13 protein-coding genes are annotated in these 18,298 nt (G+C 68.5%); 8 read left to right on the forward strand and 5 right to left on the reverse strand.

Annotated features, from left to right (window positions below; genetic code table 11):
• Positions 1 to 99: 99 nt before the first annotated feature.
• The 3 genes from PHN62_RS11775 (at position 100) to PHN62_RS11785 (ending at position 3,082) form a co-directional block, all read left to right on the forward strand.
• Entirely contained in the window at positions 100 to 1,212 is a 1,113-nt protein-coding gene (locus PHN62_RS11775; protein ID WP_300150793.1) for a carboxynorspermidine decarboxylase, read from the forward strand.
• 30 nt (positions 1,213 to 1,242) lie between these two features.
• Positions 1,243 to 2,487, forward strand: a complete 1,245-nt coding sequence (locus tag PHN62_RS11780; RefSeq protein WP_300150796.1) for a saccharopine dehydrogenase family protein — start codon at positions 1,243 to 1,245, stop codon at positions 2,485 to 2,487.
• Between the two features lie 109 nt (positions 2,488 to 2,596).
• Positions 2,597 to 3,082, forward strand: coding sequence for a nuclear transport factor 2 family protein (locus PHN62_RS11785; protein ID WP_300150799.1), 486 nt, complete (start codon positions 2,597 to 2,599; stop codon positions 3,080 to 3,082).
• A 13-nt stretch (positions 3,083 to 3,095) separates the two neighbouring features.
• On the opposite strand, the gene PHN62_RS11790 is transcribed toward PHN62_RS11785, so the two are convergent.
• Positions 3,096 to 3,575 (reverse strand): Lrp/AsnC family transcriptional regulator, encoded by a 480-nt coding sequence (locus PHN62_RS11790; protein ID WP_300150802.1) that lies wholly within the window; start codon positions 3,573 to 3,575, stop codon positions 3,096 to 3,098.
• Between the two features lie 148 nt (positions 3,576 to 3,723).
• Between PHN62_RS11790 and alr the strand changes: the two genes are divergently transcribed.
• Positions 3,724 to 4,845, forward strand: a complete 1,122-nt coding sequence (gene alr / locus PHN62_RS11795) for an alanine racemase (protein WP_300150804.1) — start codon at positions 3,724 to 3,726, stop codon at positions 4,843 to 4,845.
• Positions 4,846 to 4,871: 26 nt separating this feature from the next.
• Positions 4,872 to 6,125, forward strand: a complete 1,254-nt coding sequence (locus PHN62_RS11800) for a D-amino acid dehydrogenase (protein ID WP_300150807.1) — start codon at positions 4,872 to 4,874, stop codon at positions 6,123 to 6,125.
• Here the strand turns inward: PHN62_RS11800 and PHN62_RS11805 are convergent.
• From PHN62_RS11805 to PHN62_RS11820, 4 genes are all read right to left on the reverse strand, one after another.
• The gene (locus PHN62_RS11805; protein ID WP_300150809.1) at positions 6,116 to 8,704 is read right to left on the reverse strand and encodes a hypothetical protein; all 2,589 of its coding nucleotides are present in this window, start codon (positions 8,702 to 8,704) and stop codon (positions 6,116 to 6,118) included. The genes PHN62_RS11800 and PHN62_RS11805 overlap by 10 nt on opposite strands.
• 160 nt (positions 8,705 to 8,864) lie before the next feature.
• The gene (locus tag PHN62_RS11810) at positions 8,865 to 10,226 is read right to left on the reverse strand and encodes a hypothetical protein (RefSeq protein ID WP_300150812.1); all 1,362 of its coding nucleotides are present in this window, start codon (positions 10,224 to 10,226) and stop codon (positions 8,865 to 8,867) included.
• 485 nt (positions 10,227 to 10,711) lie between these two features.
• Positions 10,712 to 13,954 carry an efflux RND transporter permease subunit gene (locus PHN62_RS11815; protein ID WP_300150815.1) on the reverse strand — a complete coding sequence of 1,081 codons (3,243 nt, stop codon included), beginning with the start codon at positions 13,952 to 13,954 and terminating at the stop codon, positions 10,712 to 10,714.
• Positions 13,951 to 15,135, reverse strand: a complete 1,185-nt coding sequence (locus tag PHN62_RS11820; RefSeq protein WP_300150817.1) for an efflux RND transporter periplasmic adaptor subunit — start codon at positions 15,133 to 15,135, stop codon at positions 13,951 to 13,953. The genes PHN62_RS11815 and PHN62_RS11820 overlap by 4 nt, the downstream gene beginning before the upstream one ends.
• A gap of 382 nt (positions 15,136 to 15,517) precedes the next feature.
• Here PHN62_RS11820 and PHN62_RS11825 point away from each other — a divergent pair, with 382 nt between their 5' ends.
• The 3 genes from PHN62_RS11825 to PHN62_RS11835 are packed head-to-tail and all read left to right on the forward strand — an operon-like array spanning position 15,518 to position 18,109.
• The gene (locus tag PHN62_RS11825; protein ID WP_300150819.1) at positions 15,518 to 16,261 is read left to right on the forward strand and encodes an ABC transporter permease; all 744 of its coding nucleotides are present in this window, start codon (positions 15,518 to 15,520) and stop codon (positions 16,259 to 16,261) included.
• A gap of 28 nt (positions 16,262 to 16,289) precedes the next feature.
• Positions 16,290 to 17,306: an ABC transporter substrate-binding protein gene (locus PHN62_RS11830; RefSeq protein WP_300150822.1), complete on the forward strand. Its 1,017-nt coding sequence runs from the start codon at positions 16,290 to 16,292 to the stop codon at positions 17,304 to 17,306.
• Entirely contained in the window at positions 17,303 to 18,109 is an 807-nt protein-coding gene (locus PHN62_RS11835; RefSeq protein WP_300150825.1) for an ABC transporter ATP-binding protein, read from the forward strand. Before PHN62_RS11830 ends, PHN62_RS11835 begins: the two co-directional genes overlap by 4 nt.
• Positions 18,110 to 18,298: the final 189 nt, after the last annotated feature.

Here is an 18,298-nt window from a genome sequence, read left to right on the forward strand (position 1 = left end):
GTGAGGAAGACCACTTCTTATCGTCACGCCGGGACAGGAAGCCAGAGGCTCCGGTCCCGCGGATCCGGCTTTCCGGCCGTTTTCAACTCGGGGTTCCGCATGTCCAAAGCTCTCGAACCGCGCACGCCTTATTATCTGATCGACAAGGCCAGGCTCCTGCGGAACATGGAGAAGATCGCCTTCGTCCGCGAGAAGTCCGGCGCCAGGGCTCTTCTGGCGCTGAAATGCTTCGCCACCTGGTCGGTCTTCGACCTGATGCGCGAACATATGGACGGGACCACCTCCTCCTCGCTCAACGAGGTGCGTCTGGGGCGTCAGCGGTTCGGCGGCGAGACCCACGCCTACAGCGTGGCCTGGGCGGATCACGAGATCGACGAGGCGGTGAGCTACGCCGACAAGATCATCTTCAACACCATCGGCCAGCTGGAGCGCTTCGCCGGAAACGCGCAGGGGATCGCGCGGGGCTTGCGGCTGAATCCGGGCGTCAGCTCCTCGACCTTCGATCTGGCGGATCCGGCGCGGCCCTTCAGCCGCCTCGGCGAATGGGACGCGGCTCAGGTCCTGCCGGTCATGGACCGGATCAGCGGCTTCATGATCCACAACAATTGCGAAAACGCCGATTTCGGGCTCTTCGACCGGATGCTGACCCGCATCGAGGAGAAGTTCGGCGAGCTGCTCAAGCGCGCCGAATGGGTCAGCCTCGGGGGCGGGATCCACTTCACCGGCGAGGGCTATCCTCTGGAGGCCTTCTGCGCGCGGCTGAAGCGCTTCTCCGAGAGCTACGGCGTTCAGGTCTATCTGGAGCCCGGCGAGGCCGCGATCACCCAGAGCGCCACCCTGGAGGTGACGGTCCTCGACACTTTGTATAACGGCAAGCATCTGGCCATGGTGGATTCCTCCATCGAGGCCCACATGCTGGATCTGCTGATCTATCGCCAGGACGCGCAGATCGGCGACGGGACGGGCGATCATGAAGTCATGATCTGCGGCAAGTCCTGCCTCGCGGGCGACGTCTTCGGCGAGTTCCGCTTCCCCCATCCCCTGAAGCCGGGCGACCGGCTCTCGGTGCTGAACGCGGCGGGCTACACCATGGTCAAGAAGAACTGGTTCAACGGCGTGGCCATGCCCTCCATCGCGATCCGCGAGCCGGACGGCTCGATCCGGCTGGTCCGCGAATTCGGCTATGCGGATTACGAATCCAGCCTGTCCTGATTTCTCCAGCCTCAAGAGGTTCCCATCGGAATGACGAAGAACGTGCTCATCATCGGCGCCGGCGGCGTGGCGCAGGTCGTCGCGCACAAATGCGCGCAGAACAACGATCTGCTCGGCGACCTCCACATCGCTTCGCGCAGATTGTCGAAATGCGAAGCCATCATCGCCTCCGTTCATGAGAAACGGGCTTTGAAGACTGAAGGAAAGCTGGAGGCCCACCAGCTCGACGCCATGGACGTCGCCGCGACGGCGGCCCTGATCCGCAGGACCGGCGCGGGGATCGTGATCAACGTCGGGTCGTCCTTCCTGAACATGTCGGTGCTGTCGGCCTGCCTCGAGACGGGCGCGGCCTATCTCGACACGGCGATCCACGAGGATCCGGCCAAGATCTGCGAGGCGCCGCCCTGGTACGCGAATTACGAATGGAGGCGTCGCGAGGATTGCGAAAAGGCGGGCGTCACGGCGATTCTCGGCGCGGGCTTCGATCCGGGCGTGGTCAACGCCTGGGCGAAGCTGGCCCACGACGAATATTTCGACCGCATCGACTCCATCGACATCGTGGACATCAACGCCGGATCGCACGGGCGCTATTTCGCGACCAACTTCGATCCCGAGATCAATTTCCGCGAATTCACCGGACAGGTCTGGTCCTGGCAGGGAGGCGCCTGGACCTCGAACGCCATGTTCGAAGTGGGCGAGACCTGGGATCTGCCGGTGGTCGGCCCGCAGAAGGCCTATCTCACGGGCCATGACGAGGTGCATTCGCTCTCGCAGATCCTCGGCGTGCCGAACGTGCGCTTCTGGATGGGATTCGGAGACCACTACATCAACGTGTTCACGGTGCTGAAGAACATCGGCCTTCTCTCGGAGAAGCCCGTGAAGACCGCCGAAGGCCTGGAGGTGGTCCCGCTGAAGCTGGTGAAGGCGGTTCTGCCCGATCCGGGTTCGCTCGCGCCGGACTACGTCGGCAAGACCTGCATCGGCGACGTGGTGAAGGGCGTCAAGGACGGCCGCGACCGCGAGATCCTCCTCTACAACGTCGCCGACCACAAGGAGGCCTTCGAGGAGGTGGGCAGTCAGGGCATCTCCTATACGGCCGGAGTCCCGGCCGTGGCGGCGGCCCTGCTGATCGCCTCGGGCGAATGGGACGTCAAGAGGATGGCCAACATCGAGGAATTGCCGCCCCGGCCCTTCCTGGCGCTGCTCGACCGGCTCGGCCTGCCCACCCGCATCCGCGACGAGCAGGGCGACCGCCTTCTGAACGCGGCCTCCTGAATCCCGGCGCCTGACGCCCACGGAAGCGTGATCCGCCGCGGCGGCTTCGCGCTTCCTTCGGCCTGCGCGCGGCTCCAGAATGGAGGCCCTCGAACAGGAGAGACGACGAATGCGGAGATTCTGGACTGGCGCGATTCTGGCGCTGAGCCTGCTTCCGGCGACCGCCAGGGCGCAAGAGGCCGTGGTGGGCGCGCCCGACGCCGAGGCTCTGTTCACGAGCCCCGACCCCCAGCTGCACGCCAACAAGCAGCTGGTCTACAAGATCATCCGCGATCTTCTGGAGGCCGGGCGCTGGGATCTGGCCGATCAATATCTGACGGAGCGTTATCTCCAGCATAACCCGAACGCCGCTTCGGGACGCGCGGGGGTGATCCACTTCTTCACCGAAGTCCTCAAGGTGGAGCCCAAGCCCATTCCCGAGAAGATCCCGCCCCGGGTCGTCTTCGTGACGGCGGAAGGCGACCTCGTGACGGTGGGCTTCGTCCACGAGCAGACGGACTCCAGGGGCGAGGCCTACACCACCACCTGGTACGACACCTGGCGCATCCTCGACGGCAAGGCCGACGAGCATTGGGATTCCGCCCTGAGGCCCTGATCAGCGCGAATCTTCAGCCGCGCCCCCCTCCGGAGCGGGCGCGGCTCCTTGTGGCGAGGGCGTTGCGGATGGCGAAGCTCGACTGGATCCGCGACACCCCCGGCATGGCGGCGAGAATCTCCGTATGGACGCGCTCGAAGGCGGCGGCGTCCGGAACCTCCACCTTGAGGAAGTAATCCGCCGCGCCGGTCATGAGATAGCATTCCCGGATCTCGGGATGCCTGCGCGCCGCCGCCTCGAAGCGCGAGAGGCAATCCTCCGTCTGACGCTCCAGGGTGATGTAGACCATCACCGTGATGACCGCCTCGGGCGCGGAGGGCGCCAGGATGGCGGCGTAGCCCCGGATCACGCCGCTTTCCTCCAGCCGCCGCACCCGGCGCAGGCAGGCCGAAGCCGAGAGCCCCGCCTCCGCCGCGAGGGCGGCGTTGCTCATGCGGGCGTTGAGGCGCAGCAGCCGGAGAATCTCGTGGTCCTGGGCGTCGAGGCCGATCATGGAGGAATCCGTCCTTTGGCCTCTGGAAATTGCGCCTTTCCGGATAGATCGGCGATTTCCGGCGCGATCAGCGGGGATATTGCGCGATCCTTGCGCTAAGCTCAAGGCGTGTTCTGATTCCGTAAACGGGCCTTGTCCCCGGGTGATCATGTCGCAAGAAGCCTTTCAGAATCCCGCGCGCGAAACCGCAGGCGGCCTGCTGCGGATCGATCTCGGCGCGCTGGCGCGCAACTGGCGCGCGGTCGGGGCCCGGACCTCCGGCGCGGTGGGCGCGGTGGTCAAGGCCGACGCCTACGGGCTGGGCGCCGGACCGGTCTGCGCCGCGCTCCACGGCGCCGGATGCCGCGATTTCTTCGTGGCCCATCTCGTCGAGGCGCAGCGTCTGCGGCCCTCCCTGCCTGCGGATTCCCGGCTGATCCTGCTGAACGGAATCCCGCCCGGCGGAGAAGCCGCCTGCCGCGCGGCCGGGACGATTCCGGCGCTCAACTCCCTGGAGCAGGTCGCGGCCTGGTCCGCCGAGGCGCAAAGCCGCGGCGAGGAGCTCGAAGCCTTCCTGCAACTCGACACGGGCATGTCGCGGCTGGGGATCTCCGGCGAGGAGGCCGCGCTTCTGGTCCGCGAGCCGGAGCGGCTGAAGGGCCTGCGGCTGCTGCGGATCATGAGCCATCTGGCCTGTTCGGACGAGCCGGAGAATCCCCAGAACGCGCGCCAGCTGGCCGAGATGCGGCGTCTGGCGGCGCTTTTCCCCGAGGTTCCGGTCTCCTTCGCCAATTCGGGCGGGATCCTGCTCGGGCCGGAGTGGCATGGGTCTCTGACGCGCCCGGGTCTGGCGCTCTACGGGGGGCGCACGACGCCCGACCGCGAGATCCCCGTGGAGCCCGTCGTCAGGCTGGATCTGCGCGTGATCCAGATCCGGACGGTTCAGGCGGGGGCTCGGGTGGGCTATGGCGGCGTCTTCGTCGCGCCCGGCGAGACGCGGCTTGCGGTGCTCTCGGCCGGATACGCCGACGGGCTGCCGCGCAGTCTGGAGGGACGGGGCGCGGTCTGGTTCGCGGGACGGCGCCTGCCTCTGGCGGGTCGGGTCTCCATGGACAGCCTGATCGTCGACGCCTCGGCTCTGCCGCCCGGAGCCCTGAAGCCGGGCGATCTCGTCGAGATGATCGGCCCCAACCAGACTCTGGAGGAGGTCGCGGCGGCGGCCGGAACCATCAATTATGAAATCCTCACCGGCCTTGGCGGCCGGTTCCATCGGGACTACGCTTCGGGCTGAAGCTGAACGGATCTTCAGGTGAGCTTATGAAAATCGTGATTCTGGGCGCCGGAGTGATCGGCGTCGCCTCGGCTTGGCATCTCGTCAAGGCCGGACATGAGGTGGTCGTTCTGGAGCGTCAGGAGGGCCCCGCCCTCGAGACCAGCTTCGCCAACGCAGGCGAGATCTCGCCGGGCTATTCCTCGCCCTGGGCGGCGCCGGGCGTGCCGCTGAAGGCGCTGAAATGGCTGTTCATGAAACATGCGCCGCTGATCATCCGGCCTTCGGCGGTTCCGGGCGCGGCGGCCTGGATGCTCGCCATGCTGCGCGAATGCACGGCGGGGCGCTATGCGGTGAACAAGGAACGCATGGTGCGTCTGGCGGAATATAGCCGCGATCAGCTCGTCGCGCTGCGCGAAGAGACCGGCATCAGCTACGACCACCGCACGCAAGGCACCTTGCAGGTCTTCCGCACGCAAAAGCAGTTCGACGGAATCGGCAAGGACGTCGAGGTGCTGAAGGCGGGCGGCGTGCCCTTCGAGATCCTCGACCGGGCGGGCTGCGTCGCCGCCGAGCCGGGGCTGGCCTTTTCGCAAGACCAGATCGTCGGGGGGCTGCGTCTGCCGCATGACGAGACCGGAGACTGCTTCCTCTTCACCAACGCCCTGAGCAGGCTCTGCGAAGAGAAGGGCGTGGTCTTCCGCTACGGCGTGAAGATCGAGGGCCTGAAGCAGGCGGGGGACCGCGTCTCCGCCGTGACGACCGATCAGGGCGAGGTCTCGGGCGACGTCTTCGTGGCGGCTCTGGGCAGCTATACGCCCGCCCTGCTGAAGCCTCTGGGGCTCAAGGCGCCGATCTACCCGCTCAAGGGCTATTCGATCACGATCCCCATCAAGGAGGAGGCGCGGGCGCCGGTCTCCACGGTGCTGGACGAAACCTACAAGGTGGCGGTGACGCGCCTGGGCTCGCGGATCCGGGTGGGCGGCATGGCCGAGATCGCGGGCTTCAGCCATGATCTGCCGGCCGCGCGCCGCGCCACGCTGGAGCTGACGGTCGAGAGCCTCTTCGGCGGCGCCGGAGACCAGACCCAAGCCAGGTTCTGGACGGGCCTGCGCCCCATGACTCCCGACAGCACGCCGATCCTCGGTCCGACGCGCCTGCCGAACCTCTATCTGAACTCCGGCCACGGGACTCTCGGCTGGACCATGGCCTGCGGATCGGGGCGGGCTCTGGCCGATCTGATCTCCGGCCGCAAGCCGGAGATCGAGACGGCGGATCTGGCGCTCTCGCGCTACGCCTGAGGCGGGGTTCCGGCCGTGTTCATGCGGGCGAGGAGCTTGCCGACGTCCGCATTGAACTGGTCGAAATTCCCGATCCGCGACTGATAATGGTCGCGCAGGCCGGGGACGTCGCGCACGAAGACCTGGTCGAAGCTGGTCAGGCTGTCGTCGCCGTCGAGCGCGCGCTGGACGTAGGAATCGAAGGCCTGATTGCGCGCCGCCGGATCGCCCGGCAGCTTCGAGACCGTATGGCCCCAGAGGATCAGATCGGCCAGTTCATTGCGGTTGAAGCCGTAGTTCTGCGCCAGAGCGTCATAGGACTCGAGCTTCACGCCGGGATTCTTGAAGTCGAAGGTCTGGCGCACGTCCTGCATGAGGTTCTGGCTCGGAGAGGCGAGATCCGGCTTGAAGGCCGACTGCGCTGCGAGGAAGGGGCATTTCCCCGGATCTCCGCCCGGCTTGGGGCCATGGGGCGCCGTCACGCCGTTCATGGACGGGGCGCCCGCCGGAGAGCCCGCCCCTGAAGCGCCTGAAATCCCCGCAGGCGCGGGATTGGCGGCGGCCTGGGTCTGCTGGTTCGTGGCGACGCTCCGCAAGGCCGAGCCGTTCAGGGCGCCGTCGTCCCTGAGGTCCATCTGCCCCCATTTCTTGACGTATTCGAGGTTGCGGCGGAAGTCGTCGTTGCCGCTGCCCACCGGATTGAGCAGCGTGCGCAGGGTCACGTCTCCGTCGACCTTGCCGTCGAGCACGTCATGGCCGAAGAGCCGCAGGCCGACGTTGCCGAACTCCGTCGGCTTGCCTGCGGAATCCACGAGCGGCAGATCGTCGGGCAGGGCGGTGTCGAACATCCCCGGCAGACGGCGCGGATCGTTCAGCTCCAGATCGGCGTGAGGCCCTTGCCGCATGTAGGCGTAGGGGACGTTGACGGGCAGGGCGTCGCGGATGCGCTTGACGCTCCCTTCCATGCCGACCTCCTTCAGCATGTTCTTCGCGCTGAGGGATTCGTCCCATTCCTCGGCCACGGCGCGCAGGTTGTTGGCGAGGACCTCGTTGTTCGGGGCCTCCTCCATCACGCGGTCGAAGACCGAACGTCCGTCGGCGCCGGGCCGCCGCAGAGGCGTCATGATCCCGCGGAAGAAATCCACGCCGTCCTGTGCCTTGGGGAATTGCTGGGCGCTGGTGATGGTCAGAGCCGTTCCGGCGCCGCTGGAGAGCGCGCCTTTCACCAGAGCCGCCGCCGTGGCGTCTCCGCCGGGCGCGGCGCGCAGGCCGTCGATGAAGCCTCCGAAGGCCGAGCCGCCCTCTTTCGAGAAGATCTGATCGAAGGCCGTGGCCGCGATCTTGCCCGCGCCCTCCCGCCCGAAGAGGCCCCCGAGCGCCGCCACGCCCGGACCCGCCAGCAGGGAGATCGCCGAAGTCGTTCCGAGCGACGCCAGACGGCCCAGAGGGCCGCCGTCGCCGGGCGCGTTGCGATAGGCGCGGGTGTGGGAGGTGGTTCCGGAATACTCCGGCCCGGTGGGAGCGGAGCTGTTGGCCGGAGACAGGCCGCCGCGCGTCGTCGGCGCCGTGGAGGCCGCGTCCTTTCCGGCCTCCGGACGCCGGGCGAGGCCTGGATCGCCCATGATGTCGGCGGCGTGCTCGGGGAAGGCGCGGGCGTAGGCGTTCGCGCGGTCGGCGCCGGGGGCGTAGACCTTGTTCATGTTGTCGGCGTCGAGCCCGAAGCGGTAGTCCAGCGTGTCGGCGACCTTGGTCGCGACGCCGGATCCGTCCTCCTGGTCGAGGATGTCGTAGTAATATTCGGCGTACCATTTGGCGGCGTCTTCCCGCGAGAGGGCGCTCTTGCCCACGCTGGCGAGGAATTCGCGGCCCGCCGGATTGGCGTCCCAGGTGTCGACCACGAGCTGCTTGTAGAACTCGGGTCCGGTTCCGCCGTCGGTGCGGTTCTTGAGATTGCCGAGGAAGGCCGTGGAATAGAGGTTCATGCCCGCGTTTTCGGCGAGCAGCCCGTCGAGGACGCCCTTCCAGCCCGGACCGCCGAGCTTCATCTCCTCCAGAGCCGGAGAAGCCAGAGCCGCGCCGCCCTTCTCGGAGGAGATCGTGTTGAGGCTTTGGCCGACGATGTCCGAAACGTTCTTCTCGCCGATGAGCGCGCCGCCCACGCCCGCTCCGAGCCCGAGCCCCGTCAGGCCGAGGCGCATGGCTCCGCTGAACAGCGGGCTGGAGAGCAGCGTGGCGGTCATGTCGGTGAGGGGCTTCTGCAGCCCGAAGAAGTTCAGCGTGTTCCCGATCACGCCGGTGACGCCGCCGACGATCCCCGTGGCCGCCCCCGCCAGAGCCGTGATCGGATTGGGCGGGGCGTCGTTGGGCGTGGCTATGGCGTCGAGCCGGCCGCCCAGGATCGAGGCGCGCGAATCCGCGGCGTGGCTTTGAGGCAAGGGCCTGTGCGGCGCGGGAATGGAGGCGCGGGTTTTGGCCTCCGCCTCCTCGGTCCTCGGCGCATAGGGCGCCGAGGGCGTTTGATAGCTGAAGCCGGGCGCGACGAAAGGTCCGCTGGGAACGCCGCCTTGATACGCCGAGCCGCCAGAGACTCCGGACGCCATGATCCAGACTCCTTGATCTTGATTGGGTGGACGGGAAACGGAAAAGGCGACGCGCCCGACGGCGCGTCGTGTTCTCGTGAACCGCCCGGGACGGCGGCGGATCCGGAGCGGCGACGCGGAGGCCGCCCCGGACCCGGAGGTCCCGGAACCGGAAGCCGGATCAGGACGCGCCGTACTGGCCCGACGAGGGGCGACCCCAGGTGTCGAGATAGTTATGGCCGAAATGTCCGCTCCCCGAGCCCACGTCCGAAGTCTGGAACTGGTGGTGGTGGCTGTGGTCGTTGCTGTTGTGCGGCGAGCCGAAGATCAGGCGCGGCAGATGCGAGCCGAAGGCGTGGCGGGTGTGGTCGCCGGGGAGGAAGACGTCATAGACGTTCATCGCGTCGCCGAGGGCGCGTCCGTAGCGGGCGTCCATGGCGGCCTGATCGAGGCCCAGCACCGGCGCGAGGCGTCTGGCCATGCCGCTGACCGCGAGGTTGACCGGCGCGGAGAAGACGGTCCAGGTGGGATCCATCGGGTCCGCCGAGCCGCCGTTGAGCCAGTCGTAGGAGGACTCGCCCGCCGCGCCGCGCGTGAGGCTGCGGGCCGCGTCGGCGAAGTAGCTGACCACCGGGATGTTCAGGTCGGAGACGAACTTCAGGCCCCGGTTGAGGCCGTTCGAGATCACATCGATTCCCAGACGCTGTTCGGGCGGCGCGAAGACCTGTTCTCCGCGCAGCCCCGAAGCCACGCCCTGTCCGAAGGCGTCGCCGCGGGCGGCGTAGGCGTCGGCGCGGGGGCCGAAGTTGTAGATGGCGTTGCGCTTGATCTGCTCGTTGTTCATCACGCGCTGGCCGAAGGCCACGTTGAGGATCGGCGAGAAGGTCGAGCCGACGAGCAGGTCGTTGTTGCCGAGGATCGGGACTTCGGCGATGCCCTTGCCGATCACGTCGCCCGCCGCGCCGATGGTGCCGCCCAGAAGGGCGCCGACGATGTTGCCCGAGGGCTGCTGTCCGCCGCGGCTGCCCTGATAGCTGCGGACGTTGCCGCCCGCGATGGCGGCGTCCACGGCCGCGTCGCGATTGGCGTTGGTGGTGCCGCCGAAGGCCCAGCCGATGTAGGGCAGGCCGGACATGGCTTCACGGGTGGCGTAGGGGTTCACATATTGCGCGCCCGCGCCGACGCCCTGCGCGCCCGAAGGCGCCTGAGCCCAGCGGGCCGCCGCCCAGGGCGACAGATTGGCGTTCGCGGCGGCGGAGCTCCAGGCTCCGGAGGCCGCGCCTGCGCCATGTCCGGCGTGGCTTCCGGAGGCGCCCTGCGCGCCCGAAGGCGCCTGAGCCCAGCGGGCCGCCGCCCAGGGCGACAGATTGGCGTTCGAGGCGGAGGAGCTCCAGGACCGGGAGGCCGCGCCTCCGCCGTGTCCCGCGTGGCTTGCGGAGGCGCCTTGCGCTCCGGCGTCCGCCCAGCGCGCCGCCGCCCAGGGGGCCAAGCCCCCGCCTGATCCCGAGAGCCCGTAGGCCGCTCCGCTCGTCATGGCGTTCATCTTCGTCTTCCCCTGAAAGCCGCGCCCTGAGCGCGGCGGACGTGGCTCCGCTCCCTTGATTCCGGGCGTGGAGGCGCCCGCCTCCTTCCGCCCTCCGAGCGGAGAGGGCGGAGCGGACGAGGCCGGACCATGGGGTCCGCCGCATCCTGCGCTCGGAATCCTTCGGGAGCGCCGGAAAGCCCACGCGATGATTCCGGCGCGGAGTTCTCCGAAGGTCTGGACGCATGTTAAGAAAAATCCAGGCGTAAAGGCAAGTTTTTGTTTCAAAATGATTCATTTACAAGGCTTTCCGTTAGGGAACCCGGGATTCCGGAGAGCGGATTCCGTGCGGGAAAAGATCATCCGGAGAGCGCTGATTCGGCGGAGACCCAGGAGATTCAATCCGGAAAGGGTCCTGATCCTCCGCAAGCCTCAAAAGGAAAGGGGCCGCCCGGATCAGGCGGCCCCTCGGGGATCGTCTCATGATGGGACCGGCGGCGCCTTCCTCAGGCGAGCGCGGCTTCCGGCTCCCGGGCGGGCTCCCGGGCGGGTTCCGGAGGAGGCGCGGGGCGGGCCTTTTCGGCGGCGACCACCGCCGGAGGCGTCGGCGGACGCGGCGTCTCGTGCGGCGCTCCGCCCGCGAGCCGCCGCACCAGCACATAGAGGAAGGGCACGAAGAAGATCCCCAGCAGCGTGGCCGCGATCATGCCGCCGAGCACGCCGATGCCGATGGCCTTCTGCGCGCCGGATCCCGCGCCGGTGGCGATGGCCAGCGGCGTCACGCCCAGCGAGAAGGCCAGCGAGGTCATGACGATCGGCCGCAGCCGCAGCCGCGCCGCCTCCAGCACGCTGGCCACGACGCTCATGCCGCGGTCGTTGAGGTCCTTGGCGAACTCCACGATGAGGATGGCGTTCTTCGCCGCGAGCCCCATGGTGGTCAGCAGGCCCACCTTGAAATAGACGTCGTTGGACTGGCCGAAGAGATTGGCCGCCGCCACCGCGCCCAGAATCCCCAGCGGCACCGCGAAGATCACCGAGAAGGGAATGGACCAGCTTTCGTAAAGCGCCGCCAGGCAGAGGAAGACCACCAGCAGCGAGATCGCATAGAGGATCACCTCCTGCGAGCCCGCGAGGCGCTCCTGATAGGACAGCCCCGACCAGGAGGCGGCGTATCCGCCCTCCATCCCCGAGACGAGCCGCTCCATCGAGATCATGGCGTCTCCCGAGCTGACGCCCTCGGCCGCCGCGCCCTGCATCGAGACCGCAGGCGTGCCGTTGAACCGCGCGAGCGAGGGCGGCCCCTGGGTCCAGGAGCTCGAGGCGATGGCCGAGAGCGGCGCCATCTCGCCCGAGGCGTTGCGCACATGCCAGCGCCCGATGTCTTCGGGCTGCATGCGGAAGGGGGCGTCGCCCTGCACGTAGACGCGCCGGCTCTCGCCGTTGAGCAGGAAGTCGTTCACATAGCTGCCCGCGAAGGCCACGCTCAGGACCGAATTGGCGTTGGAGGGGGTGACGCCCATGGCGCCCGCCTTCTCCTGATCGATCTCGACATGCAGCTGGTTGTCCGGAGCGCGCGTGGCGCCGCGGATGTTGGCGATGTCCGGATCGGCGTTGGAGAGGGTCGTCAGCTGGTTGCTGGCGGCGTTCAGCGCCGCGCGGCCCTGTCCGCCCGCGTCCTCGAGATACATGTTGAATCCCGAGGAGGAGCCCATGCCCTGGATCGCGGGCGGCGCCAGCACGAAGACTTCGGCGTCGCGGATCTGTCGGAACCGCGCGCCCGCCCGCGCCGCCACCGCCGCCGCCGACAGCGAGGGGTCCGTGCGTTCGGAGAAGTCGCGCAGACGCACGAAGCCCATGGCCACGTTCTCGCCCGAGCCGCCGAAGCTGAAGCCCACGTTGAAGAAGCCGCCCGCCACCGCCGCGGCCTCCTCCTTCAGATAATAGTCGAGGATGATGTCGACCACGGCCTGGGTGCGGGCGGCGTTGGCGCCGGGCGGCAGCGAGATCTGCGTCATCAGCACGCCCTGATCCTCCGCCGGAACGAAGGAGCTCGGCAGCCTGGCGAAGAGGTGCCAGGCGCCGTAGGAGAGGATGGAGAAGACCAGGACCATCCGCAGGGGCCGCACGACCAGCCGCCGCACCGTCCCGACGTAGCCTCGGGTCAGGGCGTTGAATCCGCGGTCGAACCAGGCCATCCAGCGCTTGAGCCCCGTCCCGTGCGAGGGCCGCAGCATCATGGCGCAGAGCGCGGGCGTCAGCACGATGGCCACCAGCACCGACAGCGCCATGGCCGTGACGATGGTCACCGAGAACTGCCGGTAGATCACGCCCACCGAACCCGCGAAGAAGGCCATGGGCAGGAACACCGCCGAAAGCACGAGGCCCACGCCCACCAGGGCGCCGGTGATCTCGCCCATGGATTTCTCGGTGGCGGCGCGGGCGTCGAGCCCCTCGTCGTGCATGATGCGCTCGACGTTCTCGACCACCACGATGGCGTCGTCCACGAGCAGCCCGATGGCCAGCACCATGGCGAACATGGTCAGCATGTTGATCGAATAGCCGAGCAGGCTCAGCACGCCGAAGGTGCCGAGCAGCACCACCGGCACCGCGATCATCGGAATCACCGTGGCGCGGAAGTTCTGGAGGAAGATCAGCAGCACCACGAAGACCAGCACGATGGCTTCGATCAGCGTGGCGATCACCTTCTCGATGGCCAGCTCGACGAAGGGGGTGGTCTCGAAGGAATAGACGATCTCGACGCCCGCGGGCAGCGAGTCCTTCATGCCGTCGAGCAGCTCGTGGATGGCCTCCGAGGTGGCGACGGCGTTGGCGCCGTTGGCGAGCTGCACGCCGAAGCCCGTGGCGGGCAGGCCGTTGTAGGTGGAGTTGCGGCCGTAGCTCTCCAGGCCGATCTCCACCCGCGCGACGTCGGCCAGACGCGTCACGGCGCCGTTGGCGGCGGTCTTGAGGATGATCCGCTGGAACTGCTCCACGGTGGTCATCTGGCTCTGGGCGGTGATGGCGGCGGTGATCTGCTGGCCCTGGACCGTCGGCGAGGCGCCGATCGCGCCCGCCGAGACCTGCGCGTTCTGGGCGCCGACGGCGGCGGTGACGTCGGCGGGCGTGAGCTGGAACTGTTCGAGCTTCGCCGGATCCAGCCAGATGCGCATGGCGTAGCGGCCGCCGAAGACCTGGATCGAGCCCACGCCCTCGATGCGCTCGACGCGGTCGGTGATGCGGCTGGACATGATGTCGGCCAGCTCGCTGGAGCTGTAGCGCCCGTCGGTCGAGATGAGGTTGCCCACCATGAAGATGCCCGCCGTCGAGCGGGTCACGCGCACGCCGAGCCTCTGCACGCTGTCGGGCAGCTGCGAGGTGACGCGCGAGACGCTGTTCTGCACCTGCACCTGGGCCAGATCGCGGTCCACGGAGTTGTCGAAGGTCAGGGAGACCGAAGACGAGCCGCTGCTCGAACTGCTCTCCATGTAGATCAGGCCTTCGAGCCCCGTCATGGCGCTTTCGATCACCGTGGTGACCGAGTTCTCCACCGCCTCGGCGGTGGCGCCGGAATAGGTGGCGTTGATGCGGATGGTGGTCGGGGCGATGTCGGGATATTGCGAGATGGAGAGGCTCATCAGGCCCGCCGCGCCGCCCAGCATGGTGGCGATGGCCAGGACGATGGCGAAGATGGGTCTGGCGATGAAGAAGCTGGCGATGGCGTTGCGCCGGAAGCTCTGGGGTCCGCTCATCTGAGGGCCTCCTGGGCGACGACGCCGTTCTCATCCACGGAGCCTTCGATTCCGCGCACCGTGGCGCCGGGCGAGATCTTCTGGAATCCGTCGAGCACGAGTCTGTCGCCTTCCTTCAGGCCGTCCATGACGACCCAGGCGTTGCCCCGGGCGCCGTTGAGGGTCAGCTTGCGGCTTTCGATCTTGTTTCCGGCGTCGATGACGTAGGCGATGGGCTCGCCGGTGGAGTTGCGCAGCACGGCCCGCTGGGGCGCGAGCACCGCCGAGCTCGACCCGAGCTCCACCGCGGCGCGCAGATACATGCCGGGGAGCAGCGTCCCTTCCGGATTGGGCGCGACGGCGCGCAGGGTCAGGGCGTTGGTGCTTTCGCTGACCACCATGTCGGTGAGCGAGACGCGGCCTTCATGCGGATAGGCGGTCCCGGTCTCCAGGGTGAAGCGGACCTTCGGCTCGGGAGCGGCGCCGCCGATCTGGCCCGCCTGGATCTCCTCGCGCAGCCGCAGGATGTTGGCGCTGGTGTCGGCGAGGTCGACGTAGACCGGATCGATCTGGCGGATGGTCGCGAGGGCGGTCGTCTGGTTGGCGGTGACGAGATCGCCGACGTTCACCGCCGCCTTGCCGATCCGCCCCGAGATGGGCGCGCGGATGGTGGTGTAGGCCATGCCGATGCGGGCGCTTTCGATCTGGGCGCGGGCGCTGGCGACGTCGGCTCTGGCGAGGTCGAGGGCGGTGGCGGCCGATTCCATGTTGGCCCGGCTGAGGAAGCCCCGCGAATAGAGGTTGGCCGAGCGGTCATGGGCGGATTGCGCCGCCGCCTGCGAGGCCTGGGCCCGGGCGAGGGCGGTCTCGGCGGTGTCCACGGCCACGCGGGGCCGGGGCGAATCCAGTTCGAAGAGGGCGTCGCCGGCCTTGACCTGCGCGCCCTCCCGGAAGAGCATGCGGCGGATCACGCCTTCGGCCTGGGGGCGCACGTCGGCGACCGCCGAGGGGGCCACGCGTCCGGGCAGATCGGCGGCGCGCGGCACCTGCTGGGGCCGCACGGTCATGTAGGCCGCTTCGGGCGGCTGTCCGGCCATGCCGCCCGGGGGGGCGGCGGCCGAGGCGGCTGTCTTGTCTTCGCAGGCGGCGAGGCCAAGGGCCACGCAGAGCGCAGCCGCAAGGCGCAGCGGACGGGAACCCATGGGCGTCGACTTTCCTGTGCGTGCAAGGCGAGATGCGCCGCGGGATGCGCAGCGCCTGGATTTCTACGAAACATGGCGCCGCTTCCGGCGACGCGCATCTTCACAATGGCGTCAATAGGCGGATCGGGGCCGCATTTCCGGGGCTAATCCGGATGGGCGCGGAATTTCCGGAGGCGGACCTCCTCCGAAGGGATCGGTTTCTTTCGGGCCGGGCTTCGCCGCATTCTGGAGGTCGGCGGATTTCCGGGCCGGGCGCGGCTTCGCCGGATTCCGCGACAGGTCGGGGCCCATGGGGGCCGATGGGGGGAGAAGAGATGACGGGCGATCCGCCGGAGCGGCCGGAGGGCCGCAAGCCCTGCGCGTCTGCGCGGGCGGAGCTTTCATGATGGCGGTCGTCCTGATGCGTCTGGGCGTTCTGGGGGGGCTTCTGGCCTTCTGGAGCTGGGCGGCGGGCGCGGCGCCGCGCGGGATCGTGCCCACGCCTGCGGCCACATGGGAGGCGGCGGGGCGCCTTTGGGAATCGGGACGCCTGACCCAGGCCCTCGGCGAGAGTCTGGCGGTCTATGGCGCGGGTCTGGGCCTTGCGGCGGTCGTCGGGATCGCGGTCGGGGTGCTGATGGGGGCCTTCCGGCCTCTGGGGCGGGCGCTGGACGTCTTCGTCGACGCTCTGGCGGCGACGCCCCGGGTGGCCTTCATTCCGCTGATCATCCTGCTTCTGGGGCTCGGGGCGGAGGCCAAGATCTTCATCGTCTTTCTGGGCGCGGTGATGCCCGTGATCCTCAACGCCTACGCCGGAGTCCGCAACGCCGATCCCGAGCTGATCGAGATGGCGCGCTCGACCGGCGCGGGCCGCTGGCGGATCTTCGCGCATGTGGTCCTTCCGGGAGCGACGCCCTTCCTCGCGACGGGCCTGAGGCTGGCGGCGGCCGTCGGGCTGATCAACACCGTGGTGGCCGAGCTCTATACGGCGGCGCAGGGTCTGGGCGGACTCCTGGCGCTTTACGGAAACAGCTTCCGCATGGCCGAATATTTCGTCATTCTCCTCACCTTCTCGCTGATCGGCGTGGTCGTCACGGAGGGCCTGCGTCTGGCGGAGAGGCGTCTGGGCCGCTGGCGCGGCGAATGAGCCGCCGCAAGGCGAAAGGGAGCTGCGCATGTTCCGGATCCTTCTGACGGCCGCGACGGCCTGTCTGACGCTGGCGCCGGGGGCGCCGGGCGCGGGGGCCGAGCCCTTCCGCCTGATCGTCACCCATCTGGAGACGCCGCTCGCGCCCAACTCCGTGCTCGATCTGGCCTTGCAGGAGGGCTATTTCGCGCGCGCGGGCGTCGAGGTGGAGCTGATCCGCGTGCAGCAGACGCCCTCCGCCCTGGCGGCGCTGCGCTCGGGTGCGGGCGAGATGGCCAATGTCGGAACCGACGCCCTGATCCGGATGGCGGCTCAGGGCGCCGATCTGAAGGCGGTGGATTCGCCGAACAAGTCGCTGCCTTTCCTGATCGCCGCCCGCAGGGAGATCGCGACCCTCGCCGATCTCGCGGGCGGGAGCTTCGGCGTCGGGCGGCTGGGCAGCGTGGATCACGGCCAGAGCCTGAAGGTGCTCGAAGCGCAGGGGCTGGATCCGGAGACGCTTCAGGTGGTCTCCCTCGGCCAGCCCGGCGTGCGGGCGCAAGCCCTGATGGCGGGAGCCGTCGACGCCACCACCATGTCCATCGGGGTTCTGACCACGCTGCCCGACCGGACGGGGATTCATGTGCTGGTCGATCCCGAGACCTATTACGCGGCGGCGCCGGTGGTCTCCAAGCTCGACGTGGTGCGGGGCGACGTGCTGCGCGCGCGCGCGGCGGAGGTCTCGGCGGTGGTGGAGGCCCTCGTGCTGGCCTCGCGCGCTTACGCCGCCGATCCGGCGGCCTGGGTGGCGGCGATGGAGAAGGCCCGCCCCGACGTCGCGCGCGCCGATCTGGAGGCTCTGGCGGCGGCCTACGCCGGAAGCTGGAGCGTGAACGGCGGCCTTTCGGCGAAGGAGTTGCGCTACACCTCGGACTGGCTCCACGAGAGCGAGGATTTCGCGACGACTCCGAAGCTGGAGATCGGGGATTGGGTGGATTTCTCCGTTCTCGACGGCGTGCTGGCGCGTCTGGGGGTGGTCGAGGGCGCGGACGAGCCCACGCGATGAGCCTGGTTTCTCCGCCTGCGCCTCTGCTGCGCTTCGACCGGGTTTCGAAGGATTACGGCGCCGGAAGCCCGGCGCTTGCAGAAATCTCGCTGGAGATCGCGGCGGAGGAGTTCGTGGTCTTTCTGGGGCCTTCGGGCTGCGGCAAGACCACCTTGCTGTCTCTGGCGGCGGGGCTGATCGCGCCGAGTTCGGGGCGCGTGGAGCTGGGCGGCGCGCCGCCGGTTCCCGGACGTCGTACGGCGATGGCCTTCCAGTCCTTCCGGCTGCTGGCCTGGAAGACGGCCCGCGAGAACATCGCCTTCGCCTTGCCGCATCTGCCCTCCGCCGAGCGTCGGGCCCGGGCGGACCATTATCTGGAGCTCGTCGGCCTGACGCGCGCGGCGGAGTCCTATCCGCGCGCCTTGTCGGGGGGCATGAAGCAGCGCCTGGCTCTGGCGCGGGCTCTGGCGGCGGAGCCGGAGGTCCTGCTGATGGACGAGCCCTTCGCCAGCCTCGACGCCCAGGCGCGCGAGCTGATGCAGCATGAATTGCTGCGCCTGACGGGGCGGCGTCCGGCGACGGTGCTGTTCGTCACCCACAGCGTGGACGAGGCGCTCCTTCTGGCCGACCGGATCGTCCTTCTGTCTCCGCATCCGGGGCGGGTGGTCGAGGAGATCCGGCTTCCCTTCGCCTCTCCGGGCCGGGGGCGGGATCCGCGCGCCCATCCCGAATACGCCGCTTTGCGGGCGCATCTCTGGGAGCGGCTGCGCGAGATGGTGCTGAAGGATCCGCAATCGGATTTCTACGGGCGGAGCGAGACATGAGCCGCAGCGGAGGATTTTCCGCGATGCGGCGAAATTTTGCGCATCTGTGAGGTGTTTGCTGAAAAAAGCGCCATCATCTGGCGAAAACCTGACCTCTCCTTTCGGGGGATTTTTCGCGCCTGAAGAGGCAAACCCATGATCCTGATCGGATAAATCTCGCCATCGCCTTATGGCATATGATTTGCTGGA

The sequence above is a fragment of the Neomegalonema sp. genome (assembly GCF_028688855.1).
Classification (GTDB): domain Bacteria; phylum Pseudomonadota; class Alphaproteobacteria; order Rhodobacterales; family Rhodobacteraceae; genus Neomegalonema.

Bases quoted from the DNA above. Each gene is read 5' to 3' on its own strand.
- alr (WP_300150804.1), top strand. From the start codon at position 3,724: ATGTCGCAAGAAGCCTTTCAGAATCCCGCGCGCGAAACCGCAGGCGGC.
- PHN62_RS11790 (WP_300150802.1), bottom strand. From the start codon at position 3,575: ATGATCGGCCTCGACGCCCAGGACCACGAGATTCTCCGGCTGCTGCGC.
- PHN62_RS11820 (WP_300150817.1), bottom strand. From the start codon at position 15,135: ATGGGTTCCCGTCCGCTGCGCCTTGCGGCTGCGCTCTGCGTGGCCCTT.
- PHN62_RS11805 (WP_300150809.1), bottom strand. From the start codon at position 8,704: ATGGCGTCCGGAGTCTCTGGCGGCTCGGCGTATCAAGGCGGCGTTCCC.
- PHN62_RS11775 (WP_300150793.1), top strand. From the start codon at position 100: ATGTCCAAAGCTCTCGAACCGCGCACGCCTTATTATCTGATCGACAAG.
- PHN62_RS11830 (WP_300150822.1), top strand. From the start codon at position 16,290: ATGTTCCGGATCCTTCTGACGGCCGCGACGGCCTGTCTGACGCTGGCG.
- PHN62_RS11785 (WP_300150799.1), top strand. From the start codon at position 2,597: ATGCGGAGATTCTGGACTGGCGCGATTCTGGCGCTGAGCCTGCTTCCG.
- PHN62_RS11810 (WP_300150812.1), bottom strand. From the start codon at position 10,226: ATGAACGCCATGACGAGCGGAGCGGCCTACGGGCTCTCGGGATCAGGC.
- PHN62_RS11780 (WP_300150796.1), top strand. From the start codon at position 1,243: ATGACGAAGAACGTGCTCATCATCGGCGCCGGCGGCGTGGCGCAGGTC.
- PHN62_RS11815 (WP_300150815.1), bottom strand. From the start codon at position 13,954: ATGAGCGGACCCCAGAGCTTCCGGCGCAACGCCATCGCCAGCTTCTTC.
- PHN62_RS11825 (WP_300150819.1), top strand. From the start codon at position 15,518: ATGATGGCGGTCGTCCTGATGCGTCTGGGCGTTCTGGGGGGGCTTCTG.
- PHN62_RS11835 (WP_300150825.1), top strand. From the start codon at position 17,303: ATGAGCCTGGTTTCTCCGCCTGCGCCTCTGCTGCGCTTCGACCGGGTT.
- PHN62_RS11800 (WP_300150807.1), top strand. From the start codon at position 4,872: ATGAAAATCGTGATTCTGGGCGCCGGAGTGATCGGCGTCGCCTCGGCT.